The sequence below is a fragment of the Streptomyces sp. NPDC048290 genome, assembly GCF_040652095.1.
In the GTDB taxonomy this organism is placed as follows: Bacteria; Actinomycetota; Actinomycetes; order Streptomycetales; family Streptomycetaceae; genus Streptomyces.
This window is the reverse complement of sequence record NZ_JBEZLM010000031.1, coordinates 12586-38078: the sequence shown is the minus strand read 5'-3', so window position 1 is coordinate 38078 and position 25493 is coordinate 12586. Positions and strand designations below refer to the sequence as shown.

13 protein-coding genes and 1 pseudogene are annotated in these 25493 nt (G+C 75.0%); 7 read left to right on the top strand and 7 right to left on the bottom strand.

From position 1 onward, the window contains the following. Window positions 1-7: 7 nt before the first annotated feature. The 4 genes and pseudogenes from AB0D49_RS36395 to AB0D49_RS36380 form a co-directional block, all read left to right on the top strand. Window positions 8-1159: pseudogene (locus AB0D49_RS36395) on the top strand (DUF6596 domain-containing protein); the annotation flags it as partial. A 799-nt stretch (window positions 1160-1958) separates the two neighbouring features. Then, window positions 1959-3941, top strand: coding sequence for an FAD/NAD(P)-binding protein (locus AB0D49_RS36390; RefSeq protein ID WP_362766636.1), 1983 nt, complete (start codon window positions 1959-1961; stop codon window positions 3939-3941). A 125-nt stretch (window positions 3942-4066) separates the two neighbouring features. After that, window positions 4067-5059, top strand: coding sequence for a hypothetical protein (locus tag AB0D49_RS36385; protein WP_362766633.1), 993 nt, complete (start codon window positions 4067-4069; stop codon window positions 5057-5059). Window position 5060: 1 nt separating this feature from the next. Next, window positions 5061-6521 carry an NAD(P)-binding protein gene (locus tag AB0D49_RS36380; RefSeq protein WP_362766631.1) on the top strand — a complete coding sequence of 487 codons (1461 nt, stop codon included), beginning with the start codon at window positions 5061-5063 and terminating at the stop codon, window positions 6519-6521. Between the two features lie 16 nt (window positions 6522-6537). On the opposite strand, the gene AB0D49_RS36375 is transcribed toward AB0D49_RS36380, so the two are convergent. The 3 genes from AB0D49_RS36375 to AB0D49_RS36365 all read right to left on the bottom strand — a co-directional run bounded on the left by AB0D49_RS36375 (window position 6538) and on the right by AB0D49_RS36365 (window position 9922). Continuing rightward, window positions 6538-6972 (bottom strand): hypothetical protein, encoded by a 435-nt coding sequence (locus tag AB0D49_RS36375; protein WP_362766628.1) that lies wholly within the window; start codon window positions 6970-6972, stop codon window positions 6538-6540. Window positions 6973-6995: 23 nt separating this feature from the next. Beyond that, window positions 6996-8303 carry a PQQ-binding-like beta-propeller repeat protein gene (locus tag AB0D49_RS36370; protein ID WP_362766626.1) on the bottom strand — a complete coding sequence of 436 codons (1308 nt, stop codon included), beginning with the start codon at window positions 8301-8303 and terminating at the stop codon, window positions 6996-6998. Window positions 8304-8494: 191 nt separating this feature from the next. Next, window positions 8495-9922, bottom strand: a complete 1428-nt coding sequence (locus AB0D49_RS36365) for an APC family permease (protein ID WP_362766623.1) — start codon at window positions 9920-9922, stop codon at window positions 8495-8497. A 225-nt stretch (window positions 9923-10147) separates the two neighbouring features. Between AB0D49_RS36365 and AB0D49_RS36360 the strand changes: the two genes are divergently transcribed. From AB0D49_RS36360 to AB0D49_RS36350, 3 genes are all read left to right on the top strand, one after another. Continuing rightward, window positions 10148-11587, top strand: coding sequence for an aldehyde dehydrogenase family protein (locus AB0D49_RS36360; RefSeq protein ID WP_362766620.1), 1440 nt, complete (start codon window positions 10148-10150; stop codon window positions 11585-11587). Window positions 11588-11655: 68 nt separating this feature from the next. Continuing rightward, window positions 11656-13077: an FAD-dependent oxidoreductase gene (locus AB0D49_RS36355; protein ID WP_362766617.1), complete on the top strand. Its 1422-nt coding sequence runs from the start codon at window positions 11656-11658 to the stop codon at window positions 13075-13077. Window positions 13078-13100: 23 nt separating this feature from the next. Continuing rightward, window positions 13101-13625, top strand: a complete 525-nt coding sequence (locus tag AB0D49_RS36350; RefSeq protein WP_362766614.1) for an Lrp/AsnC family transcriptional regulator — start codon at window positions 13101-13103, stop codon at window positions 13623-13625. A gap of 15 nt (window positions 13626-13640) precedes the next feature. On the opposite strand, the gene AB0D49_RS36345 is transcribed toward AB0D49_RS36350, so the two are convergent. The 4 genes from AB0D49_RS36345 to AB0D49_RS36330 are packed head-to-tail and all read right to left on the bottom strand — an operon-like array spanning window position 13641 to window position 25425. After that, window positions 13641-15527: a hypothetical protein gene (locus AB0D49_RS36345; protein WP_362766611.1), complete on the bottom strand. Its 1887-nt coding sequence runs from the start codon at window positions 15525-15527 to the stop codon at window positions 13641-13643. Then, entirely contained in the window at window positions 15520-20793 is a 5274-nt protein-coding gene (locus AB0D49_RS36340; protein ID WP_362766608.1) for a hypothetical protein, read from the bottom strand. Before AB0D49_RS36340 ends, AB0D49_RS36345 begins: the two co-directional genes overlap by 8 nt. After that, entirely contained in the window at window positions 20780-24238 is a 3459-nt protein-coding gene (locus AB0D49_RS36335) for a hypothetical protein (protein WP_362766605.1), read from the bottom strand. The genes AB0D49_RS36340 and AB0D49_RS36335 overlap by 14 nt, the downstream gene beginning before the upstream one ends. Then, window positions 24235-25425, bottom strand: a complete 1191-nt coding sequence (locus AB0D49_RS36330) for a kelch repeat-containing protein (RefSeq protein ID WP_362766603.1) — start codon at window positions 25423-25425, stop codon at window positions 24235-24237. Before AB0D49_RS36330 ends, AB0D49_RS36335 begins: the two co-directional genes overlap by 4 nt. Window positions 25426-25493 lie beyond the last annotated feature (68 nt).

Below are 25493 nucleotides of genomic sequence, written 5' to 3'. Positions count from 1 at the left end.
CCCGCCGATGGACGAGGAACTGCTCAGAAGCCTGACGCCGGGTGTGCTGGGCATCCTCGTCCGGCGCGGGGCGGACTTCGCGGCGGCGGAGGACGCGGTGCAGGACGCGCTGGTGGAGGCGGTGCGGGTGTGGCCGTCCGAGCCGCCCCGGGACCCCAAGGGGTGGCTGGTGGCGGTGGCGTGGCGGCGGTTCCTGGACGCGAGCCGGGCGGACGCGGCCCGGCGCCGCCGGGAGGAGCGGTTGGAGAGGCTGGCGGCGGAGCCGCCGCCGGGTCCGGCGTCCGGTGTGGACGACACGCTGTGGCTGTACTTCCTGTGCGCGCATCCGTCGCTGAGCCCGTCGTCGGCGGTGGCGCTCACGCTGCGGGCGGTGGGCGGGCTGACGACCCGGCAGATCGCGCGGGCGTATCTGGTGCCGGAGGCGACGATGGCGCAGCGGATCAGCCGGGCCAAGCGGACGGTCGCCGGGGTGCGCCTTGACCGGCCCGGTGATGTGGCCACGGTGCTGCGGGTGCTGTACCTCGTCTTCAACGAGGGCTATTCGGGCGATGTCGACCTGGCGGCGGAGGCGATCCGGCTGACCCGGCGGCTGCGGGCGGTGATCGACCATCCGGAGGTGTCGGGGCTGCTGGCGCTGATGCTGCTGCACCAGGCCCGGCGGGCGTCGCGGACCGCGCCGGACGGGGCGCTGGTGCCGCTGGCCGAGCAGGACCGGGCCCGGTGGGACACGGCGGCGATCGCGGAGGGCATCGGGGTGCTCCAGGCGGCGTTGGCGCGGGACCGGCTCGGTGAGTTCCAGGCGCAGGCGGCCATCGCGGCGCTGCACGCGGACGCCCCGAGGGCCGAGGAGACGGACTGGCCGCAGATCGTGGAGTGGTACGACGAGTTGGTGCGGCTGACCGGGGGCAGTCCGGTCGTCCGGCTGAACCGGGCGGTGGCGGTGGGCGAGGCGGACGGTCCGCGCGCGGGGCTCGCGGCGCTGGCGGAGCTGGACGAGACACTCCCCCGGCACCGGGCGGTGGCCGCACATCTGCACGAGCGCGCCGGGAACACGGTACTGGCGGCACGCCTTTACACGGAGGCGGCGGACCGGGCAACGACATCCGCCGAACGCGACCACCTGACCCGCCGCGCGGCCCGACTCAACACCGGGGGGCGCGGGGGCGGTCCGGGTGAGAGGGGTCCACGTGACGGAGGCCCACATGAGGCCGGTTCGCATGAGACGGCTCCACATGAGACCGGTCCGCGCGACAGCCGCACGCATGGCGGCGGCCCGCACGACGACGATCCACGCGAGGCCGGTCCGCACGCGAGCGGCCCGCGCGAGGCCAATCCGTGTGACAGCGGCCCGCGCGAGACCGGTCCGCATGAGACGGCTCCACATGAGACCGGTCCGCGTGACAGCGGCACGCACGACGGCGGCCCGTGTGACGGCGGCCCGCACAGGAGCGGCCCACAGGAGAGCGGCACACATGACGGCGGCCCAGATGAGACCGGCCCACATGAGGCCGGTCCGTGCGGCGCCGGGAGCTGACCCCACCACCACCCCGCACCGCGCACCACGCTTCGACCGCATTGCCGCAGCTATGTCGATTTCGTCGCCGAAGGCCGACCCAGGGCGGTGTTTTCCGGCCGTGCCCGCGCGAACGCGCAGGTGGCGTGGGGGCGGACCGGTGGTGCGGATCGGCCGTCGGCCGACGCCCATGGGGACGACGGGCGGCCGGTCCCCCGGACGTCCCGACCGCCCCGCTCCCCCGCGCCACCTGATGAATTGACGCCGCATGAGAGCGGACGCGGCACAGCGCTCCCACAGCCATACACCTGTAGAACACAACTGAATCCGCATCAAGATTCCCAATTTCCAACGAATTTCGCACTTACCTATTGCTTGAACGACTGTTTAGATCTCGATCACCCCCCACGTCTCCGGATTTCGCACTCATGCGTGGAGGACTGGCATGTCCGGTTTCAGTGATCGTGAACTCGGTATGGGGCGGCGCATCACCCGCCGCGACTTCATCGACGGCGTGGCGGTCGGCACGGCCGCGGTCGCCGCCGCCACCGCGCTCCCCGGGATCGCCCAGGCGTCCCCGGCCACGTCCGGCGGCAACGGGAACGGCAACGGGCACGGCCATGGGAACGGCCACGGACATGGACATGGGCACGGACACGGCCCGAAGCCCCCGTACCCGCCGACCGAAACCGGCCTCAAGGGACAGGGCCAGGGCTCCTACGACGTGGCGCACGCCGTACGCGGCGGCACCTTCGACCCCGGCAAGATCGACCGCACCGGGGAGTCGTACGACCTGGTCGTGGTCGGGGCCGGACTGAGCGGGCTGGCCGCCGCCCACCTGTACCGCAAGCACGCCGGGCGGCACGCCAAGGTGCTGATCCTGGACGCCCTGGACGACTTCGGCGGCCACGCCCGCCGCAATGAGTTCCAGGTCGGCCGCAGTCTGCTGCTCTCCAACGGCGGCACCGTCAACATCGACACCCCCAGCACCTGGACCCGCGCCTCGCGCGATCTGCTCACCAAGGACCTCGGCGTCGATCTGAAGGCGCTGGAGGCCACGGTCAAGACCGACGCGTACGCCCCGTACGCGCTGCGCAGCGCCACGCTGTTCGACCGGGAGCGCTGGGGCAAGGACCAGTTGGTGATCCGGGAGTCGGGCGAGTCCTGGGCGTCGTACGTCACCAAGCTGCCGATGGGGGCGGCGAGCCGGGCGGCGCTGGTCCGGCTGTACACCACCACCGAGGACTTCTACCCGGGGCTCACCGACGCGCAGAAGAAGGAGATCCTCGCGCGCACCCCGTACGAGACGTATCTGCGGGAGAAGATCGGGCTGGACACCGACGCGCTGGAGGTGGTCAAGCGGGGCACGAACGGGCTGTGGGGCGTCAATGTCGACCGGGTCGCGGCGGCGGACGCCTGGGCGACCGGGCAGCCGGGCTTCAACGGGCTGGGCCTCACGCACAGCGCGTGGCCGGGCGCCGGGTTCACCCCGCTCATGCAGCTCAGCGAGACCGACGAGGACGGCTACTTCTACTTCCCCGAGGGCAACGCGGCCCTCGCCCGGCTGCTGGTCAGCCGGCTGATCCCGGACGCGTTCGACGAGCGGCGCCCCGACTGGCGGGAGATCGTCACCGCGAAGGCGGACTACGGACGGCTCGACCGGCCCGGCAACCAGGTCCGCATCCGGCTGGCCAGCACCGCGTACAGCGTCCGCAACGACGGGCGGCGCGGGGTCGACATCCAGTACTCCAAGGGCGGGCGCAGCTACCAGGTCCGCGCCAAGGGCGTGGTGATGGCCTGCTGGAACTCGGTCGCCTCGTACGTCATGCCGGAGCTGTCCGCCGACCAGGTCGACGCGATGCGCTACGGCGTGAAGGTGCCGCTGGTGTACGCGCGGGTGGCGCTGCGCGACTGGCAGCCGTTCGCGCGGGCCCGGGTGTCCCGGGTCAGCACACCGTCGCGGTTCTTCAGCAGCTTCGGGCTGCCCACGGTCACCGAGATCGGCGACTTCAAGATGCCGCGCCGCCCCGACCAGCCCACCGTTGTGTCCCTGTCGGCGACCCCGAACCAGCCCGGACTGATCTGCCGCGAGCAGCACAAGGCGGGGCGGCGGCAGCTGATCCGGATGCCGTTCGAGGACTTCGAGCGGGAGATCCGCGACTCGATGGCCCGCTCGCTGTCCGCGTACGGCTTCGACCCGGCCCGGGACATCACCGCGATCACCGTGAACCGGTGGGCGCACGGCTACGCCTACGAGTACAACTCCCTCGACGACCCGCACCTGTTCCGCCCCGAGGCCGAGCGCCCCTACGCCAAGGCGCGCCGCCCGGTGGGCCGGATCACCATCGCCAACTCCGACGCGGAGGGCTTCGGCTACACCCAGGCGGCGTTCGACGCGGCCCACCGGGCGGTGTCGCAGTTGCTGTGAGGGACGGGCGGGGGGAGGGTGCCGACACCGGCCGGTCATACGTCCGCTCGACGACATGGCGGCGATTTGTCGCCAGATCGATGTTCCGACCGTCTGACCGGCCGCCCGTGGGGCAGGTACCCCCCATGCCGCAGGACACCGTGTTCCACCTCCCCTTCACGGTGGAGGTCAGCCCGGACGTGGACGGGGCCCGGCGCCGCAGCCTGGACTGGGCCCGCCGCCGGGGCCTGCTCACCCACCCGGTCGACGAACGGCGCTTCCTGCGCTGGGACATCGCCGGGCTGATGGCCGCGTGGGTGCCCCGGGCGATCGGCCCGCCGCTGGATCTGGCGGTGGACGCGGTGGTGGTGGCCACCGCGCTGGACGACCAGTTCGACGGACCGCTCGCCGACCGGCCCGACCTGGTCGCGGCGGCCTGCCGGGACTTCACCACGGTGATCGCCACGGGCGGCACCCCGCCACCGCGCGCGGGAGCGCTGGTCGACGCCTTCGCCGACGTCTGGCGGCGGCTCGCCCGGGACGCGTCGCCCGCGTGGCTGACGCGCACCGGGCGCTACTGGTGGTGGTACGTGATGGCCTACGCGGAGGAGGCCGGGAACCGGGCGCGGCGCCACGCGCCCACCCGCGCCGAGTACTTCGCGCTGCGCCGCCGCTCCGGTTTCGTCCACGCGATGCTGGACGTGAGCCAGAAGGCGTACGGCTTCGAGGCCCCGGACGGGCTCTACGCGGACGCGTCCGTGCAGCGGATGCTGCTGATCACGGCGGACGTGGTGGACACCCTCAACGATGTGCACTCGGTGGAGAAGGAGGAGTCCCGGGGCGATCCGCACAATCTGGTGCTGGTGGTGGAGCGGGAGCAGGGCGGTGGCCGGGAAGCCGCGCTGGCCGAGATCCAGCGGCTGGTGCACGAGTGGTGCGCGGAGTTCGAGGCGCTGGAGCGGACCCTGCGCGGCGGCGGTCCGCCCGGCCCCGACGGTACGGCGACCGCGCTGCTGGTCGACACGCTGCGCACCGCGATGAGCGGCTATCTGCACTGGAGCCGGGCGTGTCTGCGCTATGCGCGGCCGGTGCCGGCGGGCGAGCCCGCGTTCGTCACCGATCTGCTGACCGGCCCCTGACATGGCCGCCGCCCGGCTTCTGGCGTCCCGCCGTCCCGATCGACCGGCGGGGCGGGCGCTGGTGGTGGGCGCGGGGATCGCGGGGCTGCTGGCGGCCCGGGTCCTCGCGGACGGCTACCGCAGGGTGGAGATCCTCGAACGGGACACGGTGGCGCCGGGGTCGGGGCAGCGGCCCGGGGTGCCGCAGGGCCACCATGTCCACGGGCTGACCGCGCGGGGCGCGCTGGTGATGGAGGAACTGTTCCCGGGGCTGCGGGCGGCGCTGACGGCGGCGGGGGCGCACGGTGGGGACTTCGGGGAGATCGTGGCGTTCCGCTTCCCGGACGGCTGGTCGCCGCGGACGGCGACCGGGATTGGGCTCCAGACCTTCAGCCGCCCGCTGCTGGAGACGCTGCTGCGGGACCGGGTGGCGGACCTGCCGGGCGTCACGATCACCACGGGCGTCCAGGTGACCGGTCTGACCGGCGGACCCCGCCGGGTGACCGGGGTCCGCACCCGCGGACGGGGCCCGCTCGACCCGACGCCCGACTCGACCGCGGACCCGACGTCCGACCCGACCGCAGACCCGACCGCTGACCTGGTCGTGGACGCCACCGGACGGACCTCGCGGCTGCCCGCCTGGCTGGCCGCGCTCGGGCTGCCGCCGGTCCCGGAGACGGTGGTGGACGCCCGCGTCGGCTACGCCTCACGGCTGTACGCGGCGCCCGGCCCCGACACCCCGCCGTGGGCCGCCGCGATGGAGCTGGTGCAGGCGCCGGGCGCCCGCCGGGGCTTCATGGCCACCCGGATCGAGGGGGACCGGCTGCTGGTCACCCTCCAGGGCGCCGACGGCGACCATCCACCGCACACCGCCGAGGGCTTCACCGCCTTCGCGGCGACCCTGCGCACTCCTCTCGCGGAGCTGCTGGACCAGCTCACCCCGCTGTCCGCGCCCCGCCCCTACGCGCACTGCGCCAACCGCCGTCTCCACTACGACCGGCTCCCCCACTGGCCGGACGGCCTGATCGCGCTCGGCGACGCGGTGTGCGCGTTCAACCCGCTGTACGGACAGGGCATGGGCGTGGCCGCGATGGAGGCGGAGCTGCTGCGCGCGGCGCTGCGGGCCGGGCCGGGCTTCGCGGGGGCGTTCCAGCGGCGGCTGGCGGCGCTGACCCGGCGCCCCTGGCTGATGTCCACGGCACAGGACCGGGGCTGGCAGCAGGGACCGACGCCGGGGAACCGGGCGACGGCCGCCGTCCTGACGACCGTGCAGCGCGCGATGGCCGCGGACCCGGACGTCTTCGGCCGGTTCCTCGCCGTGATGCACATGACCCGGGGCCCGGCGGCCCTGCTCCACCCGCGGACCCTGCGCACCGTCGCGGTCACGGCCCTGCGCGCCGGGAGCGGGGCGGCCCCGGACGCGGATCTGTGGTGGGGCACGGAGGGGAACACGGCCCGCGTGGACCGGGGTGACAAGCCGTAGACCGGAGTGATGTGCTCTAGACCAGGGCGAACAGATGGTCCGTCGGCAGATAGTCGATCTTCCAGTCGGCGTAGACCCCGCAGTCCCCGTCCGCGACACAGCGCAGCCCGAGGGTCACCCAGCGGACCGCTCCGTCGCCGTCGACCGAGAAGGCGACCGCGGCCTCGAACTCCTCGCCCCCGCAGGGGCATCCGGCCCGGCCGGGCTCGCCCTCCTCCTCCCAGAACTCCGGGCCCCAGTACTCCTCGCTGTCCGCGATGAACGCACGGCGGGCGCAGCCCGCGCACTCCCGCGCCGCCGCGGACTCGCCGACCAGCGCGGTGAACGTCCGGCCGCCGCATCCGGCGCAGACACAGGGGACGATCCGCACCGGGCGGGGGTCGTCGGGGTCCCGCAGCAGCGCGGCGAGCGGCGCGGGGACGCCCTCGTCGATCCGGTCATCGTCATACATGGCCGCATCCTCGCAGAGCCCTTCTACCGCAGCGAGAACACCCCGGGCTCCCCGCTCATGGACAGATGGTTCACCACCACATGGCCCTCCGTCACCGGGAGCAGTTGCGGGCGTATCGACAGCGCGGCGGTCCCGGTGTCCTGCGGCGCGACCCGGCCCTGCTCCGCTCCGTCCGTGCCCAGCAGGACGATCAGGGCGCCGCCGCCGGGCGTGGCCGCGAGGACCCCGATCCGGCCGTCCGGCTCCCGGGCGAGGGCACTGGTGGTGAGCCCCCGAGGGCGGTGCTCCCAGACCTCGCGGCCGGTGGTGAGGGAGTACGCGACCACGCAGTCCGGGACGAGCGCGGCGCGTCGGACGAGGGCGACCAGCAGGTCGCCGACCACCAGGGGCGGGCTCTCCGCGCCGGTACCGGCCCACACCCCGTCGGGTGCGACCAGTTCCCCGCCGGGTCCCGACAGCGGAACGGTCGCCGTGCGGCGGCCCCGTCCGTCGAAGCCGAGGTACGCCCGGGTGCCGCGCGGGTCCTCCTCGGACAGCGCGAGCACCGCCGGCGTCGCGGACACCACGGCGGCGGTGACCTCCGGGGTCCCGACGGGCAGCGCCCGTACCCAGCGCTGTCCGCCGGTACGGGTGTCGAGGGCGATCAGCCGGGCGCGCGTGCCGCACTGCTCCACGAGCAGGGTGCGGTCGGTGTCGGCGCCGAGCGCGCGGGGCGCGCAGTCGTCGGGGACGCCCCGCCACCAGCGCTGCGCACCGGTCTCGGCGGACCGGGCGCGCACGGCCTCGGGCTCGGCGGTCACGACGGTGGAGCCGGTGGCGCCGCCGACGGCGAGTCCGCCGGTGACCAGCCCGCCGCCGGTCAGGGTGCGGCGCCACACCTCCGTGCCGTCGGCGGCGCGGACGGCGACGAGGGTCGCGCAGGGCCGCCCGCGCCGCCCGAACGCGACCAGGCCGACGCCCTGGACGACACCGGGGCTCATGGCGCAGACCGTGGCGTGCCGGGGCGGCGTCACGGTCCACAGGACGGCGCCGTCCCCGGCGGCGTACGCGAAGAGTCCGTCGCGCCTGCCCTGCACCACCGTGTCGCCGACGCCCCAGGCGCCGGGGCCCTCGTCGTAGCGCCCTCCGGTGGCGGCCACCTGCCAGCCGACGACCGGCCGGGCGGTCGGGCCGGGTGCCGTGGCGGGGGTGTGCGGGCCGTCCGGCCACCACGCCCAGAGCCCGGCGAGCAGCGCCAGGCACAGCGCGGGGACGGCCACCCGGACCCACTGCCACCGCCCGGCCCCGCCGTCGCCGTGGTACGACGGCTCCGCGCCCGTACGTACGCCCATCCCCACCCCCGCAGGACCCCCGCACGGCACACCCTGCGCACCGCCGGGACGGAATCTACCGCCGTCCTACCCGCGTCCCGGGACCGGATGCGGCGACGGCCCGGGGTCGGGATGCGCGCCACCGTACGAGAGGGCGCACGCACCACCCCACACCCCCGCCACGCCCGGTGGGGGCCGTTCTCACTCCCTTGTCACTCCTTCCGGTCCTGGACCTTCCTCCGGTACAGCCACAGCAGGACCGCCACCGCCAGGACCCCCACCGCGATGGCGAGTTCCTTGAAGCCGCCGTAGCCCGTGATGGAGAAGCCCGTCGCGCCGACGACCAGGATCAGGGTCAGCAGGGCCGTCAGGAACCAGGACAGGGGCACGAAGAAGCCCGGCAGGCGGATGGGGCGCGGCGCGTCGGGGCGGTCGCGGCGCAGCAGGGCGAAGCCGGAGATGGCGAGGATGTGGACCAGGATGTACCCGAGGTTGCCGGTGACGATGATCGCGAGCGGGGTCTTCAGGACCGTCAGGACGACGATGTTCAGGAGCAGGGCGACCATCAGCGCGCGGGCGGGCACGCCCCGCCGGTTCAGGACGCCGACCTGGCGCACGGTGTGCCCCTGGCGGCCCATCTCGTAGAGCACACGGGAGCCGTCGGCGAGGCCGGTGATCATGATGAGCAGCAGGGACGCGATGAGGAAGACGACCATCAGGTCGGCCGCTCCGCCCACCAGGTCCTGGAACGCGCCGACGTAGAACGTGGTGGGGTCGGCGGCGATGGCCGACTCGCCGACGTAGCCGGACAGGGCCAGCGGCAGCAGGATGAACACGCCCAGGCAGAACAGGACTCCGGCGCGCAGGGCGCGTGAGGTGTCGCGGACGGTGTCCTTGTACTCGGGGGCGAAGGTCGCGCAGACCTCGACGCCGAACGACGTCCAGGCCATGACGTACAGCCAGACCAGGGCCTCGCGGACGCCGCCCATGCCGTCGGGCAGGCTCCAGTGCAGTCCGCCCGCGCTCCAGTCGCCGCTGAAGAACGGCAGCACGATGAAGACGGCCAGCGGGATCAGCAGCGCGCCGCCGGTGACGTACACCAGCCACATCGCGACATGCAGGCCGAACATGGTGGCGGCGAAGAGCAGCAGGATCACCGCGAGGCCGACCACGATCGGGAAGCTGAGTTCGGCGGGGCCGAGGGTGACCGACCAGTCCTGGCCGGGGAACCACTGGGCCTGGACGAACGAGCCGATGATGCCCGCGTAGACGGCGAGCGCGGTGGTCCAGGGGAACCAGTAGCCGATGCTCGCGATCGGGCCGACGACGGGGGCGCGGGAGCGCCAGCCCTCCGCCGCGTAGGCCGCGATGCCGCCCGAGGAGTTCGGGAACATCGCGGCGAGTTCGGTGTAGATCCAGTTGGTGGCGGTGGCCAGGACCATGGAGGCCGCCCACAGGGCGATGGCTCCCCAGGCCCCGAGGCCGCCGATGGAGGCGCCCAGGGAGGCGATCAGGGCCGCGGGCATGGTCAGCGACATCGCGAAGCCGTCGTACCAGCGGATCTTCTTGGCGAGGCCCGGCTCGGCCGCCGTCGTGGCGGTGGCGTCGGGGCCGCTACTGCTCTGTGCGGAGGTGCTCATGCCGATTCTTATAAGTCCAGCGAAAATTTCCCGTCAAGATGCACGCATGAGCAATCAGAAAGGTTTTGCTTTGCTGATCCGTGAGTCTTGACGTGAGAAACCTGCCGATGAATCATCAGCCGCAGACGACGCCGGAACGGACGGTCGGAACGGACAGCCGGTACGGACAACGGACAACGGACCACGGACCACGGACCACGGATCGGACCGAGGAGCACTCACCTCATGACCACCGCAGAGCAGCAGCTCTTCATCAACGGCAGCTTCACCGACGGCGCCGGTTCCCAGACCGCCGACGTGATCAGCCCCGCCACCGGCGAGCGCGTCGGCTCGTTCCCGCTGCCCGTCGCGGCCGACCTGGACGCCGCGGTCGAGGCCGCGCACCGGGCGCAGCGCGCATGGGCCGGGGTCAATGTGTGGGACCGGGCCGCGGCCTGTCACCGCATCGCCGACGAGATCGACCGGCGCCGCGACGAACTGGCCCGTCTCCAGACCCTGGAGCAGGGCAAGCCGCTCGCCGAATCGGTCGCGGACGTCACCGAGACCGCCCAGCTCTTCCGGCTGCACGCCGAGGACGCGGTGCGGCTCAACGGCGAGACGCTGCTGTCCCGGGACAACTCCAAGAAGATGTTCACCTTCCACCGGCCGGTCGGCACCTGGGCGATCATCACGCCGTGGAACTTCCCGCTGCTGATGTTCGCGGAGTTCGCCGCCCCGGGTCTCGCCACCGGCAACGCCCTGATCGTCAAGCCCCCGGCCAACACCCCGCTGACCGTGCTGAAGGCCATGGAGGCGGTCGCCGCCGCCGGGCTCCCGGAGGGCCTGGTCAACATCCTGCCGGGCGACGGCCCGTTCGGTGACGCCCTGGTGCGCCACCCCGGCATCCACGCCATCGGCTTCATCGGCTCCTCCGCGACCGGCGCGAAGATCACCGCCGCCGCCGGGCTCAAGCGCTCCCTGATGGAGTGCTCCGGCAACGGCCCCCTCGTCGTCCTCGCCGACGCCGACCTCGACGCCGCCGCGAAGGCCGCCGTCGACGGCGCCTACCCGTGCGCCGGACAGGTCTGCTGCGCCACCGAGCGGGTCGTGGTGCACACCGACGTCCATGACGCGTTCGTCGCCGCCGTGCTGCGCGAGTCGGAGCGGGTGCTGCTCGGCGACCCGCTGGACGACAAGACCGTCCTCGGCCCGCTCAACAACGAGGGCGTCGCCGCCAAGATGGACCGCCACATGGCCGACGCCCGGGAGCGCGGCGCCGAGATCCTGCTCGGCGGGGGTCGCCGCAGCGGGATGCCGACCGATCTGTACTACGAGTTCACCGTGGTCGACCGGGTGCCCGAGGACAGTCTGCTGTCCCGTGAGGAGTCCTTCGGCCCGGTCGTCCCGATCATCACCGGCCGCGACGAGGACGACCTGCTGCGGATCGCCAACGACGACGCCCTCGGCCTCCAGGGCGCGGTCTTCACCAGCTCCATGAAGTCCGCGTTCCGGTTCATGGAGGAGATGGAGGTCGGCCAGGTGATCGTGAACGAGTCCAACAACTGGTGGGACATCAACATGCCGTTCGGCGGCGCGGGCGCCCGCGGCACCGGCTGGGGCCGGATCGGCGGCAAGTGGACGCTGATGGACATGACCGACACCCGCACGGGCGTCATCAGCCTCTGACGGACACCGGGGGCGCGCCGACACCGGCGCGCCCCCTCCCCCCATCCCCCCTGCGCAGTGAGGAGCCCATGACCTCCGCCCCCGAGACCCCGCACCCGGCCGACCCCCGCACCCGGCTGCGCCGCGCGGCGCCCGTGCCGTACTGGCTGGACCGGCCCGGGAGTCCCGGGGCGGCGCCCCGGCTGACCGAGGACACGCGCTGCGATCTGGCCGTGGTCGGCGGCGGGTACACCGGGCTGTGGACCGCGCTGCTCGCCAAGCGCCGCTTCCCCAAGCTGGACGTCCTGCTGCTGGAGCAGCGGACCTGCGGCCACGCCGCCAGCGGACGCAACGGCGGTTTCTGCTCCCCCTCCCTCACCCATGGCCTGGCCAACGGCGTCACCCGCTGGCCCCGCGAGATCGGGCTCCTCCAGCGCCTGGGCGCCGCCAACTTCGACGCCTTCGCGCGCGACCTGGAGACCTACGGCATCGACTGCGGCTTCGCCCGCACCGGCAAGGTCACCGTCGCCGCCACCGACTGGCAGGCCCGCGCCCTCGCCGACGCCGCCCGCCTCGCCCACGCCCACGGCGAACCCGCGACCCTCCTGGACCGGGACGCCCTGCGCGACTACGTCGACTCCCCGCTGTGGTCGGCCGGACTGTGGAGCCCGGACTACGCCCTGCTCGACCCGGCCCGTCTGGTGTGGGGCCTGCGCCGGGCCTGTCTCGACCAGGGCGTGCGGATCGCCGAACACACCGAGGTCCAGGCCCTGGACACCCGCCCGCGCGGCCCGGTCCGGCTGCGCACCCCGTACGCCGAGGTCCGGGCGGGCCGGGTCGCCCTCGCCACCAACATCTACCGCCCGCTGCTGCGCCGGCTGTCCCTGAGCATGGTCCCGGTCTACGACTACGCCCTGGTCACCGAGCCCCTCACCGACGCACAGCTCGCAGCGGTCGGCTGGACCGGCGCGCACGGCATCACCGACGCCGGGAACCAGTTCCACTATCTGCGCAAGACCGACGACGGACGCGTCCTGTGGGGCGGCTACGACGCCATCTACCACTACGGCAGCCGCACCGACGACGCGCTCACCCAGCGCGCCGCCACCTTCGAGACCCTCGCCGGACAGTTCGCCGACGCCTTCCCCGCCCTCGCGGACGTGTCGTTCAGCCACGCCTGGGGCGGGATCATCGACTCCACCACCCGGTTCTGCATGTTCGCCGGTACGGCGGCCAGGGGCCGGGTCTCCTACGCGCTCGGCTTCACCGGCCTCGGCGTCGGCGCCACCCGCTACGGCGCCACCGTGATGCTGGACCTGCTCGCGGGTCGTCGTACCGAGGCGACCAGCCCGGCGATGATCCGCCGCCCGCCCGTCCCGTTCCCGCCGGAGCCGGTGCGCTGGCTCGGCATCCAGGCCACCCGCGCCTCGCTGGCCCGCGAGGACGAAGTGGGCGTACGCAACACGTGGTTGCGGACGCTGGACCGGCTGGGCCTCGGCTTCGACTCATGAGCCGGGCGAGGAATGATGGGGCCATGGGTTCCACGGCACAGCAGGGCGGCCATCCGCTCGACGACATCGACCGGCGCATCATCGCCATCCTCCAGGCCGACGGGCGGCGCGCGTACAGCCAGATCGCGGAGGATCTCGGCATCCCGGCGTCCTCGGTCCGCTACCGGGTGCAGCGGCTGGAGGAGAACGGCGTCCTCCAGATCGTCGGTATCGCCAATCCGCTGACCATCGGCTTCGACCGGTTCGCGATGATCGGCCTCAAGGTCCGCCCGGGGATGACCCGCGAGGTCTGCCGCCGGTTGCGCGAACTCCCCGAGACCTCGTACGTGATCATGACGGCGGGTCAGTACGACGTGATGGCCGAGGTCATCTGCCGGGACACCGACCACTTCACGGATCTGGTGAACGAGCGGATGCATCTGATGGAGGGCGTCATCTCCACCGAGTCGTTCTTCGTGCTGGAGGTGCACAAGATGGCGTACGGGTGGGGCGTGGGCGAGGTGGAGACGCTGCTGCTGGACTCGGGCGGCCAGAAGGACGACGGCTGACCGCCCGGCAGTCGCTCACACCGTCCCGCCGGGCTCCTTCCCCGTCTCCTTCCCCGTCTCCTTCAGGGCGTCGAAGGCCAGTCCGCTCGCGCCCTCCCCCCGCCCCGTCCCGCGCCGGGCGGCCAGCCACACCGCGACCCGGCCGTCCCGCCAGCGGGCCCGGTGGTAGGCGAGGGACAGCCGGGTACCGGTCTGCGGGACCTCCTCCTCGTGCACGAAGTACGCCTGCCGCTGGTCGAGCCCGGGGCGCAGCAGCGAGGTGCGGGGCGGCACCGGCAGCCCGTCGACGGGGCTGGGCAGCCCGGCCCGCTGGAGCCGTACCGCCCGGTTCTCCCCGGGCGCGTGCACGGGGATGAACGGGATCCAGTGCGCGGGCACGGAGTTCATCGCCTGGTAGGCGACCGGCGCGGCCGGTTCCGGTGGCTCGGGCGGCGGGGTCAGCCGCAGCCGGTGGGCGAGTTCCTCGGCGGAGACCTCGGTGCCGCGCCGGGGCGTGCCGGTGGCGGTGGGGACGGTCGCCTCCACGCCCCAGACCAGATTGGCGTTCTCGTCCCGGGCGAGGACCACCTCCTCCAGCGGCGGCCCATGGGCGATCCGTACCGCCCCGGGGGCGAGCAGCAGCCCGGGGTCGGCGGGCGCGTCGTCCACTCCGGCGGTGTCCAGGGAGAACATCGACCAGCGCGGCCGGCCGGGGCCCTCGCCGGACCCGGCCGGGGTGATCCACAGCTGTTCCCCGAAGACATCGGTGACGGCGAGGCCGCCGACGCGGGCGTGGCTCCCGGCGGGCAGCGCGCACGGCACCTGGTACCAGTCGTTGCCGTAGACGAGGGCGAACTCCAGGAAGATCAGCCGGGCGAGGTCGGTGCTGTCGGGGGTGACGGCGGCGAAGTTGGTGCGCCCGTCCTCCACGGCCCACCAGCGGGGCAGCGGCATCCCGGAGAAGCGGACGGGCGCCGGGAACACCGTGCGGTGGTAGGTGGTGGGGGTCGCTCCGGTGCCGCCGAGGGGGTGGGCGGGGTCGAGGGAGAAGTCGGGCCAGTCCAGGCTGCCGCCCGGGTAGGCGGCCGCGGTCAGGGTGCGTTCGGGTCCGCCGGTGCCGGGCTCGGGGTCGGGCGCGGCGACGGAGAAGCGGTGTTCGAGCCGGGCGGCGTCCCAGGCGTCGTCGGGGGCGCCGCTGCCGGGGCGGGCGCCGGGCTGGTCGATGAGCCGGTCGAACCAGGCGACCAGCCGGGCGCCGAGCGCGCGCAGGGTCCGCCGATGCAGTCCGAGGAGCCCGCTGATGCCCTCGGCGGCGTCTCCGCCGCCCTTGAGGTGCCGGTACAGGGCGTAGCCGTCCATCCGGCGTCCGGCGACGGCCTGCGTCTCGGCCCACACCTCGGGATGGGCGACGCGCGAGGTGTCGGCGGGGTCCTCGGGGTTCGGCAGGGTGAGCGGATAGCGGGCGATGTACTTCTGCCGCACGCCGAGCGCGACCACGTTGAGCAGGGTGTCGGCGCCGACCAGCTTCAGCCAGCGGCGGCCGATGGCGAGCCGCAGATCGAGCGCGAGGGGCTCGGTCCCGGCGGTGAACGGCACCGGGCGCCGCTCGGCGAGCGCCTCCAGCGGCCGGTCGTCGGGCAGGTCCCGGACGACGGCGTCCGGCGCGGCGGCCCGGTACCGGTCGGGGCGGGTGGCGGCCACCGCGTAGGTGACGGTGACGGGTGAGCCGCCGTCGGTGCCGTGGAACTCGCCCATCTGCCACTGCCGGGTCAGCATCCACAGCGGGTCGCGGACCTCGGCGCGCAGCGCCCGGTCGAAGTCGGTGGCGCGGGGGCGGCCCTCCAGCCGGTTCCACAGGCCGACGGCGGGTGCGGCCCGCTCGTCCAGGGCGCGGCGCAGATCCTCGATACGCGGTTCAGGCACGGTCGGCTCCTTCGCCCGCCGCGGGGGCCTTCCCGCGCAGGTTGGCCAGGGCGAGGTCGGTGGCGGGCGTGATGGGCTGCCGGGTCGCGGACAGCAGGGTGGCGGGCAGGAGGTGGGCGTAGGGCGTGTCGTCCAGGTGGTGCGGTTCGACGCCCCTGATCCGGGCGAGGGCGAAGGTCTCGGTGACGGCGGCGAGCAGGTCGTCGCGGCGCCACAGCCCGTCGGGGCGGCGCTCGGGCGGGACGACGAGGAGCAGCGCCTGCGGGGGTTCGGCGGCGGGTCCGTCGTAGTGGACGGCGATCCCGGTGGTCTCCTGGGCGGCCGGGATCACCTCGGTCCACTCGTCCAGGAGCAGTCCGCACCAGCGGCCGTCGCCGAGCAGCGGCTGTCCGGCGTAGTGCGCGGTGAACAGCAGCCGGTCCTGGTCGATCTCGGTGCCGGGCGCGAACTCCAGGCCGAGCCAGGTGTCGTCCTCGCGGTGCGGGAACTGGACGGGGGTGAGACGGGGTTCCTCCCAGCCGTCGGCGTCGCCGAGGAGTCCGCCGGGGCCGCGCAGGGCGTCCGCGAGGTGGACCGTCTTCTCCCACAGCCGTGGCTTCTCCCGGACCCGGGCCAGTTGGTGCACCCAGTCGTCCAGCGGGTGGTCGTGGGCGGCGGTGAGATGCGCGGTCAGCCGGGCGCTGTCGCCGCGCGCCGCCCGCCACTCGTCGGCGAGCGCGTCGGACGGGGTGAACTCCGGGACGACGAGGGCGTCCGGGCCGAGCAGCGCGGTCAGCGCGTCCCGGGCCGCCGTCGCCCGGTCGGGGCCGGTGACGGCCTGGTCGTGGGCGGTGAGCGCCAGGTCGGCGGCGGTGAGCCGGTCGGCGGTCTCGGCGCGCAGGGTCCGGGCGCGGGCCAGCAGATCGCGCAGGAAGGCGACGGACCGGTCCTGGTAGGGGGTGATGTCCAGGCCGATCGGGTCGAGGTCGGTCAGCGGCAGCAGCGCGCCGACCTCCGCGAGCAGCCCGGAGAGGGTGGACTCCCGGGTGTCGGCGACCGAGTCGAGTCCGTCGAGACGGCGGTCGAACGCCAGCCGGTGCAGGGCGACGGTGGTCCGCAGCCGGGTGGGAGTGTCGGGGCGGGGGCTGGCCGGGGTGGTGGTGAGGAGCTGGTCGGCGGCCTCCAGCAGGCTGAACCGCTGTGCGTCGGGGGTGCCCGGGGGCAGGTCGTCGTAGGTCTCGATGAGGGCGTCGGCGCGGGCGAGGGACTCGGTCATACGGGCGGCGGCGACGGCGACGGCGGCGAGGAGTTCGGCGCTCACCGCGCGCCGCCACTCGACGGCCTCGGTCCAGCCGCTGCGGACCATCCCGAAGCCGCTCGCGCTGGCGGCGAGTCCGGCGTGCCGGGCGAGGAAGTCGTCCAGGTCGGTGAGGAGTGCGGCGCGGTCGGGGTCGGCGGGCGGGTCGGGGAGCAGCGGCGCGAGGCCGGCGATGAGGTCGTCGGTGTCCTCGGCGAGGGCGCCCAGGGCGTCCCGGACGGCTTCGGGGCGTTCTCGGGGGACGGAGACGGCGTCGTCGGCGGCGGCGTCGACCGGGACGGGGCCCGCCGGGGCGGCGAGGTCGGTGGGGCGCAGCGGGCGGGCGGTGGTGAGGAGTGTGCGCAGGGTGTCGACCAGCGCGGACACCTCGAACAGGGTGGTCCTGCCGGGGACGCGTTCGGTGTGCCGGATGGTCAGGGCGGTGTCGGGGCGGGGCCGGTCGCGGGCGACGACCTGGCCGGTGATCCGGTCGTCCAGGTCGGCGAGAGTGCCGCTGCCCGCCGGGCGCAGCGCCCACAGCAGGTCGACGGGGCGCAGTCCGAGGTCCCGCTGGGTGACGACCCGGTCGCGGGGGCGGCCGTCGGCGGGGTCGGTCCAGGTGACCCGGACGGCGATGTCCTGGGGGCGGGGCAGCAGGGCGGCCAGCCAGGCGTCGACGGCGGGTTCGGCCTGGGCGCGGGGCGTGGCGGTGGTGGCGGAGCCGGGACGCAGTCCCGGGGTGAGGAGCAGTCCGAGGCGGTGGGTGAGGGTGACGCCGCCGCGCGGGGTGCGCACCACGGCGGGGTCGGGCGGGAAGCCGTCCTTGGCGTAGGCGTCGAGGGTGGCGGAGGCACGTTCGGGGTTGCCGAGCAGGGCCTGGTGGGTGCCCTCGGCGACGGCGAGGTCGGCGAGCGCGTCATGCAGATCGAGCAGGCGCCCCACCTCCTGGTCCATGGCGGCCCGTTCGTCGGGCGAGGCGTCCGGCAGTCCGGGGGCGCCGTAGGGGTACTGGGGGGCGGGGTCGGGGCCCCGGGTGGCGCGGCGGACGAGGGCGAGTCCGTCGACGACGTTGCGGGCCTCCACCAGGTCGGTGCCGTCCGGGGTGGGCGCGCCGGAGAGTTTTCCGGCGCGCAGCGGGAACGCGCCGCGCAGGGCGGGCAGGAAGCGGTCGAGTTCGGTGCCGGGGTGGTCCTCGTGGAGTCCGCGTTCGAAGCGGTAGCCGAGCAGGGCGCCCAGGGACTGGCCCTGGCGGAGCCCGTCGAGCAGGGCGAGCGCGCGGCGCACCCGTTCGGAGCTGAGGTCGACGGCGAACGTCTCGCCCTGCTCGCCCGCCCCGTCGGCGAGGTATCCGGCGCGCAGCACGGCGGCGGTGCGGGCGTGCGCCGGGGAGGGGGCGTGGATCCAGCCGCCGTTGGCGGTGTCGTGCGGGAGGGCGGTGGCGTCGAACAGGCCGGTGAGCGCCTCGGGTACGGCGGCCTCGGTGCGGGTGGCGGTGGCCTGCCGGGGCCGGAGCCGCTCCAGCCAGCCGTAGGCGCCCAGATGGAGTCCGGGGCGGGTGGGGGCGGTGCCGTCGGGGCCGTGGCGCAGGGTGGTGAGGAGTTCGTTCGCCTGGGCGAGGCGCCAGGCGTCGAGGCGGTGCCCGGCGCAGTCGAGGTGCTCGGCGAGGACCCGTTCGAGGCGGGCGGTGGGCAGGTCGGCCAGCAGGGCGACGGCGTCGGCCTGTTCGGCGAGCGCGGCCGTCTCGGGTCGGCTGCCGAGGACTCCGGGGATGTACTGGTGGACCAGGGTGTCCGGGGAGCCGGTGATCTGCGGGTCGGGCGCGTAGAGCTGGCGCCAGCGGCTCTCGCTGGGCGGGGCGGGCTCGCCCTGGCGGGGCAGCCGGACATGGACGAACGGCGGGTCGACGGGCGGGGCGGGGTCGCGTCCGGCGGTGACGGCGAGCCGGCGTCCGGCGTCCTCCCAGCCGAGCACCAGGGCGTGCCGCAGCAGCAGGTACAGCACGGCGGCGGGCGGGCGGCCGTCGAGGAAGCCGTCCTCCAGGCGCAGGGCGTCCAGGTCGCGGCGGGCGGTGTCGGCCAGCCAGTGCAGATAGTTGAGCCCGTCGGGGCCGGGCAGGTAGGGCCGGACCGGGTCGGTCTCGGACAGCGGGCGGTCGTCCACCAGCGGCCCGAGCAGGGGGTAGGGGGTGGCGGAGAACAGCCGGCGGATCAGTTCCGGGCCGTGCAGCAGGGGGTCGCCGGGGATGGCGTGGCCGAGGCGGGCGAGGAGGTCGGCGAGCGGGCCGGGGTGACCGAGTCCGTCGCGGAGCAGGGCGAGGGCGTCGGGTCCGGCGGCGGCGAGGTTCTCCCGGTTGTAGTAGTCCTCGACGCCGAGGGCGTAGCGCTGGTGGTACTCGACGGAGGACGGGTGCAGGGCGAGGACGTCCAGGAGGCGCTGGTGGGGGTCGTAGCCGGGCGGTGGGGTCTCGTCGGGGGCGAGCACCCGGGCGACCCGGGCGGTGGCGTCCCGCCAGGTCTCCTCGGCCACGTCCAGCACCCGCGCGAGGGCCCGCCGCCACGGGTCGGCGGGCTCGGGCAGGCGGGAGAACGCGGTGGTGGGCAGGATGCCGTAGGGCTGACGGCCGACGCGTACGGCGGGCAGGGGGCCGCGTCCGGAGACGTACCGGACGAAGTGGTCGCGGGTGGCGGCGATCTGCCCGGCGTCCAGCAGCGGGTGCAGGGCGTCGCCGAGGTAGGCGCCCCAGGTGGCGGGCCACAGCGCGGTCTGGGCGGCGCGGGCGTCACGCTGGTCGGTTCCGTCGGCGCCGGGCAGGCCGCGCAGCACGGCGGGGTCCAGGCCGAGGAGGTCGGCGAAGCACTGTCCGTCGGTGCGGGTGCGCCAGTCGCCGGGCGCGGCGGAGAAGGGGTGGCGCAGGGCGCGCAGTCCGGCGTCGGCGAGGGCGGGTTCGTCGGGTCCCGCTGGCGCCTGTGAGGTGTTGTTGGTGGGGGTGCCCTGGGGCAGCAGCGCGAACCCGGCGGGGCTGCGCAGCTGACGGGTGATCAGCTCGGCGTAGTCGCGGGCCCCTTCGGCGGCGGTGGAGTCCTCCCGCAGTCCGAGCACCACCAGCCGGTCCAGGCCGCCCCGGGTGCGGGCGTCCAGGGGGATGCGCTGGCCCATGCCGATCGTGACCGCCGCGTCGAAGTCGACCAGCCACTTCAGGGCGTCCGGCACCGTCAGCACGCCGGTGTCCTCGTCCAGCCGGAGCTGGTCGTCCCCGGCGCCGGGGTCGGGGCCGACCGCGAGTTCCCGGTCGGTCAGCGGATGGTCGAAGGGGACGGTGAGGACGAGTTCGTCACCGAGGTAGCCGTAGGCGGTGAAGCGGTCGGGGAGCAGGACCGCCTTCGCCGGGGTGGTCCAGGAGTCGGCGGCGGTCTCGGGCGGCCGGGGCACCACCAGGAAGGCGACCACGACCCCGTCGTACGGGGTGACCGGGGCGGCCTCCACGCCGGACGGCGGGCGGGCCCGGATCGCGGCGGCGCGGGTGGCGCCGACGGCGGCGAGCAGGGCGGTGTCGGCGGCCCGCAGCCGTACCCGGTCGCCGTGGGCCCGCCACACCGCGCTCCAGTGGGCGACGGTGGGCGCCCGGTCCTCCGCCGGGAGCGCGCTGTCGGAGACCACGACCAGCACGGCGGTCTCGTCGGGCACCCCGGTGGGCCGGTCCCCGGGGTCGGCGGGCGGGAAGGTGTCCACCAGCCAGGCCGCGCGGCCGACCGCGACCCGGCCGGTCAGCTCCTGCCAGGCCGCCCGTTCGGCGGCGGGCCGTCCGGCGGCCCGCCACAGGGCGGTCCAGTACGCGGTGAGCGCCGCGAACTCGGCGTCCCCCGGCAGGGTCTCCTCGGTGCGGACGCACCATTCGTCGGGGAACACCCGCAGCAGCAGGTCGCCCCCACGGAACCGGGTCTCCAGCCGGAGCGGTCCCAGCAGCACCGGGCAGTCGTCAGTCAGCGGCATCGAGCAGCATCTCCTGTGCGTGGACGGCGATCAGTACGGGCGCCTGGAAGAGGATGTAGGCCACGTCGGCGGCGCCGAGACGCTCGTCCCACGGCGGCAGCGCGTCGTCCTCGCGGCGCTGCTCGGCCTTCTCCTGGTCGTCCTCGGACCCGTCGAACGGGGCCAGCGGGCGGCGCACCGCCGGGTCGAAGGTGATGAGCCGGGTGCCCGCCGGGTCGATGTCGTTCCAGGACAGGTCGTTCCACACCTCGACCGCGTCGGTGCCCTGGCCCTCCTCGTCGGCGCCGAACCGGGGCTCCCCGGGCCGCTCCTGGATGACGAAGAACCAGCCCGGGTCGTCCGGGACCCGCCCGCGCGCGGCGGTCGCGGTGAGGTCGAAGCCGAGCAGGGTGATGTCCGGCTCGACACGGGCCTCGTACAGCGGCAGCCGCACCTTGTCGGGCGGGGGATGCTCGGAGTCGGGGAACACGGCGAGCACCCGCTCCCGTTCGGGACGCGGGGTGCCGTCGTCGTCGCGGTCCCAGTCGGCGGCGTGCGCGTAGATCGCCGCGTTGGGGTACTTCTTCAGCAGTTCGCCCCGGATGACGAGGACGAGTTCCTGTTCCTGGGCGCCGGCGGGGTCGCGGTTGTCGTGGCCGCCGAGCGGGGAGCCCGGGGTCCAGCCGGCGATCGGGGTGAGGTCGTAGAGCCGTTCGCGGCGGTCGGCCGGGGTCTCGCCGGGCAGCGGGAGCGCCGGGCTGGGGTCCCAGAACTGGCGGAACGGCGTGCCCCGCTGGTCCGTCGGGTACTCCCGCCACAGCAGTTCGCGGGCCATCTCGTGGTTGAGGCCGACCATGAACGCCTCGATGAACTCCTGGTCGGTCTCCAGCAGGGTGATCGTGTTCGGCGGGACCAGACCGAGGTTCGGCACGAAGGTGTCCACCGACCGTTCCAGGAGCGTGCGGAACATCGGCGGGTCGAGCACCGGGTACGCCATCACCTCCAGGAACCGTTCCGCGAAGCTGTGCAGCCGCTCCGGGACCCGGGCCGCGGCGAGCAGGTCGCGGGGCACGGTGAGGTCGGCGCTGAGCCCGGTGAGCAGGTGCGCGGCGGCCGAGTCCACCCCGAGCGGACCGCGCGGCGGACTCGCGGCCCCCGCGACGGCGTCGGCACGGGCCCGGTACAGGTCGCGCAGGGCGTCCTTGAAGCGGGCCGCCTCAAGGCTGTCGGGCCCACCGGTCGGCGGGACCACCCCGTCGAGGGGGCGGGTGAGGAAGAAGGCGGAACTGGTCGCGAGCCGCCGGATCTCCTCGGGGTCGGGGTCGGGCTCGGGGTCGGGCTCGGGGTCGACCTCGGGGGCGGGGTCGGAGGCGGGGGCTGGATCGGACTCGCGGGCAGGCTCAGGGGCAGGGTTGACCTCGGAGGCGGGGTCGGGCTCGGGGTCGGGCTCGGGGGCAGGGTCGACCCCGGAGGCGGGGTCGGAGGCGGGCCCGGAGTCCGCGGGCGGTGCGGCCGTCCCCCGCCGGGCGGCGAGCAGCGCCTCCCACTGCTCCACCGTGACCAGACCCCGGGGTGTGCCCTTCGGTGGGGCGGCGGTCACCGGGTCGGTGTCGCGGTCCATCTTCGCCACCAGGTCGTCCGGGGACTGGTCGCCGAAGGCGAGGGAGCGCATCAGCCGGGACGCGGGGCGCATCACGCGGCGGGCGGCCGGGGAGACCGGGGCGGCGCCGACCCGGCTGGCGGAGAGCTGATAGCCGACGGCGGGCTGCTCCCCGGCCGGGACGAGAGCGGCGCCGGGCGGCGGGGGCGGGGTGACGCGGGGGCCCGCCGGGGCGGTCAGCCGCAGGGCGCGGCCCGCGCCGACGGAGGGCGCCAGGGCCGGCCCGGTGGGCAGGGGCGCCGGGTCGAGGTGCTTGGTGTGCAGGGCGTGGCCGACCTCACGGGCCAACTGGGCGGCCCGGATACGCCGGTTGGCCTCCAGCACCTCACCGATCTGCTCCCAGGCCGCCGCCATGTACTCCTCCTGGTGGGCCTGGACGACCTCGGTGCCGAACCCGGCGGCGAGCCGGAAGCGGGGGTCCAGATTGAGCCGGTGCACCCAGTCCCGGGTGGCCGCCTCGGGCAGCGGAGCGCCGTCCTGGCCGATGAGCAGCCGGGCGGTCCCGGCGGGCCAACGGCCGTACAGGGGCGGGGTGACGACGGGGTCGACCTGGTCGGCGAGCAGCCGCACCCCGGGCACACCGGGGACCAGCGGGTGGAGGGTGGCTTCGGGCGTGTCGGCGGCCAGCCGGGCGTGCGCGGCGGCGGGCGGCGTGTCGAGATAGGCGTCGGCGAGGTTCACCAGCCCGGCCAGGGCCCGCTGGAAGTCGGTGGGCCGGACCGGCGGCGGGGGCTCGGCGGGGTCCTGCGGCGGGAACCAGCCGTCCCAGTTGTCCCACACGTCCCGGGGCCGGTCCGGCACCCGCAGCGCGCCGCCCAGCTTCAGCACCCCGCCCAGCGCGGCGGGCCCGGTGATCGGCGGGAGCCCCGCGCCGGGCGGCTGCCGTACGTCGACATCGCGCCGGGCGACCCGCGGGTCGGGGCGCTCGGGCACCAGTTGCCGCACCAGGTACTCGAAGTCGCCGGACGCGCCGGTGGCGAAGGACCAGCGGTGGTAGTAGGGCAGTTGGCCGGGCAGCGGCTGGTCGGGGTAGCCGCGCGACCAGGCGGGGTGGTCGGCCCGCAGGTCGGGGGGCAGGGCGGGCGCGAGGCCGAGTCCGGCGAGACGGCCGGTCTCGAACGCCGGGACCAGGAAGGCGTGGTAGGGCCGGTCGGGAAGGAGGTGGCGGGGGCAGAGCAGACGGCAGCAGGCGCGGTCGGGGGTGTCCTTCAGGACCGTGCGCAGGGCGTCCAGCACACCCGGCATCCGGGGCGGGTCGGAGACGACGGTGGAGTCGAGGTCGCCGTCGACATGGACGTGCGCCCACGCGCCGAGCTGCTCGGGGTGCGGCAGGACCCGGTCGGGGTCGGCGACGGTGAGGAAGGGCAGCGGCCGGTCGGGCGGGGCGGCCTCGGTGAACTCGCCGGGCGCGCCGTCGGGTCCGGGGCCCTCCAGGACGACCAGGGCCAGCCAGGGCCGCAGCCGTCCGGTGTCCTCGGGGGCGGCGGGGCTGTAGCGCCAGAGGAAGTCCTCCTCGTAGAACTCGATGTGGGCGAGGTAGTTGGGCTCGACGCTGGTGGTCCAGGGCGCCGGTTCGGTGCGGGAGACCGCCCTCGGGTCGACGCCGATCACATCGCCGGGCCCGTAGAGCTGGACGTCCCGGGGGATCGTGCGCCGGACGGGGCCCGGTCCCTCCAGGGGGTCGGCGGAGGCGGTGACACGGACCGGGACGGTGGCCCGGGTGGAGGGCGTGGCGGGCGGACCGGTGACCTTGGTGGCGATCCCGGCGCGCAGCCAGGGCAGGAAGGTGTAGGCGCCGCCGCTCATGAGCCGTCCCCGGCGAGGTCGAACACCTCGGTGGTGCGGGTCAGTTCGGCGGTGTCGGGGTCGGGCGCGGCGACGCCGGAGGCGAGGGTGCCGCCGGTGACGAGGACCCGTCCGGCGCCGAGGACGGCGGCGGCGCACCCCCAGCGGCCCTCGGCGGTTCCGGCCGCGCGGCTCCAGGCGCCCGGCCCGGCGTCGTCGTAGACCAGGGCGCTGCGGTAGCCGAGGCCGTGGTCGTCGTGGGTGGTGCCGCCGACGACCAGGAAGCGGGTCCCGCCGAGCGGCAGCACCCGGTGGTGGGCCCGGCCGCCGTCGGTGGCGGGGCGCGCGGTCCAGGTGGCGGCGGCCAGGTCGTAGCGCTCCACACCGAGGACGGCGTACGGGTCGCGGCTGCCCGGGGTGGCACCGCCGACGACCAGCGCGGTGGTGGGACCGGTGAGGACCGTGCGGTGTCCGGCGCGGGGCGCGGCGAGCGGGGCGGCGGGGGTCCAGGCGCCCGCCGGGCCGGAGGAGGGGTCGAAGAGTTCGCAGAAGGCGAGGGCGGTGTCACGGTCCGGGGAGATGGGCGCGGTGCCCCCGGTGACCAGGACCCGGCCGCCCTTGAAGAGGACGGCGCCGTGCCCGGAGCGGGCGTCCAGCATCGGCGGGGCGGCCGTCCAGGCGCCCTTCACCGGGTCGTCGGGGTCGCCGTCGGGGTCGAAGACCTCCGCCGAGGCCAGGGCCCGCGCGGAGGTGCCGTCGCGGGTGGTGCGCCCGCCGGTGACGAGCACCTTCCCGCCGTCCAGGAGCACCGCCGTATGGCCCCAGCGGGCCTCCCCCAGGGCGGCCACGGTGGTCCAGGTGCCGTCGGCCGGGTCGTACAGCTCCGCCGAGGCTAGTCCGGCGGGGTGCGTCCCGGTACCGCCGGTGCCGCCGGTGACCAGGACCCGGCCGTCGGCGAGGAGGGTCGTGGTGTGCAGCCGCCGGGGGGTGCTCAGGGGGCGGCCCGCCGTCCAGGTGCGGGCGCCGGGGTCGTAGCGCGCGGTCCGCGCGGTGGCGGCTCCGGCCGGGTCGGCGCCGCCCGCGACCAGGACGCCCTTGCCGTCCGTCAGAAGGACGGCGCCGTCGTCCTGGCCGTGCCAGGCGGTGGCGGCCGGGAGGTCTCCGGTGGTGGTCCAGTCGCCGGTGGCGGCCGGGGTGGGACTCGTCATCGCGGGTGCGCCCTTCGCGGGGTGGGGGGGTGGAGGGGGCGTGGGGTCTCAGGGCGTGGCGGGGGCTT

Coding starts and splice junctions, on each gene's coding strand:
- AB0D49_RS36390 (WP_362766636.1), top strand. CDS start 1,959: ATGTCCGGTTTCAGTGATCGTGAACTCGGTATGGGGCGGCGCATCACC.
- AB0D49_RS36385 (WP_362766633.1), top strand. CDS start 4,067: ATGCCGCAGGACACCGTGTTCCACCTCCCCTTCACGGTGGAGGTCAGC.
- AB0D49_RS36380 (WP_362766631.1), top strand. CDS start 5,061: ATGGCCGCCGCCCGGCTTCTGGCGTCCCGCCGTCCCGATCGACCGGCG.
- AB0D49_RS36375 (WP_362766628.1), bottom strand. CDS start 6,972: ATGTATGACGATGACCGGATCGACGAGGGCGTCCCCGCGCCGCTCGCC.
- AB0D49_RS36370 (WP_362766626.1), bottom strand. CDS start 8,303: ATGGGCGTACGTACGGGCGCGGAGCCGTCGTACCACGGCGACGGCGGG.
- AB0D49_RS36365 (WP_362766623.1), bottom strand. CDS start 9,922: ATGAGCACCTCCGCACAGAGCAGTAGCGGCCCCGACGCCACCGCCACG.
- AB0D49_RS36360 (WP_362766620.1), top strand. CDS start 10,148: ATGACCACCGCAGAGCAGCAGCTCTTCATCAACGGCAGCTTCACCGAC.
- AB0D49_RS36355 (WP_362766617.1), top strand. CDS start 11,656: ATGACCTCCGCCCCCGAGACCCCGCACCCGGCCGACCCCCGCACCCGG.
- AB0D49_RS36350 (WP_362766614.1), top strand. CDS start 13,101: ATGGGTTCCACGGCACAGCAGGGCGGCCATCCGCTCGACGACATCGAC.
- AB0D49_RS36340 (WP_362766608.1), bottom strand. CDS start 20,793: ATGCCGCTGACTGACGACTGCCCGGTGCTGCTGGGACCGCTCCGGCTG.
- AB0D49_RS36335 (WP_362766605.1), bottom strand. CDS start 24,238: ATGAGCGGCGGCGCCTACACCTTCCTGCCCTGGCTGCGCGCCGGGATC.
- AB0D49_RS36330 (WP_362766603.1), bottom strand. CDS start 25,425: ATGACGAGTCCCACCCCGGCCGCCACCGGCGACTGGACCACCACCGGA.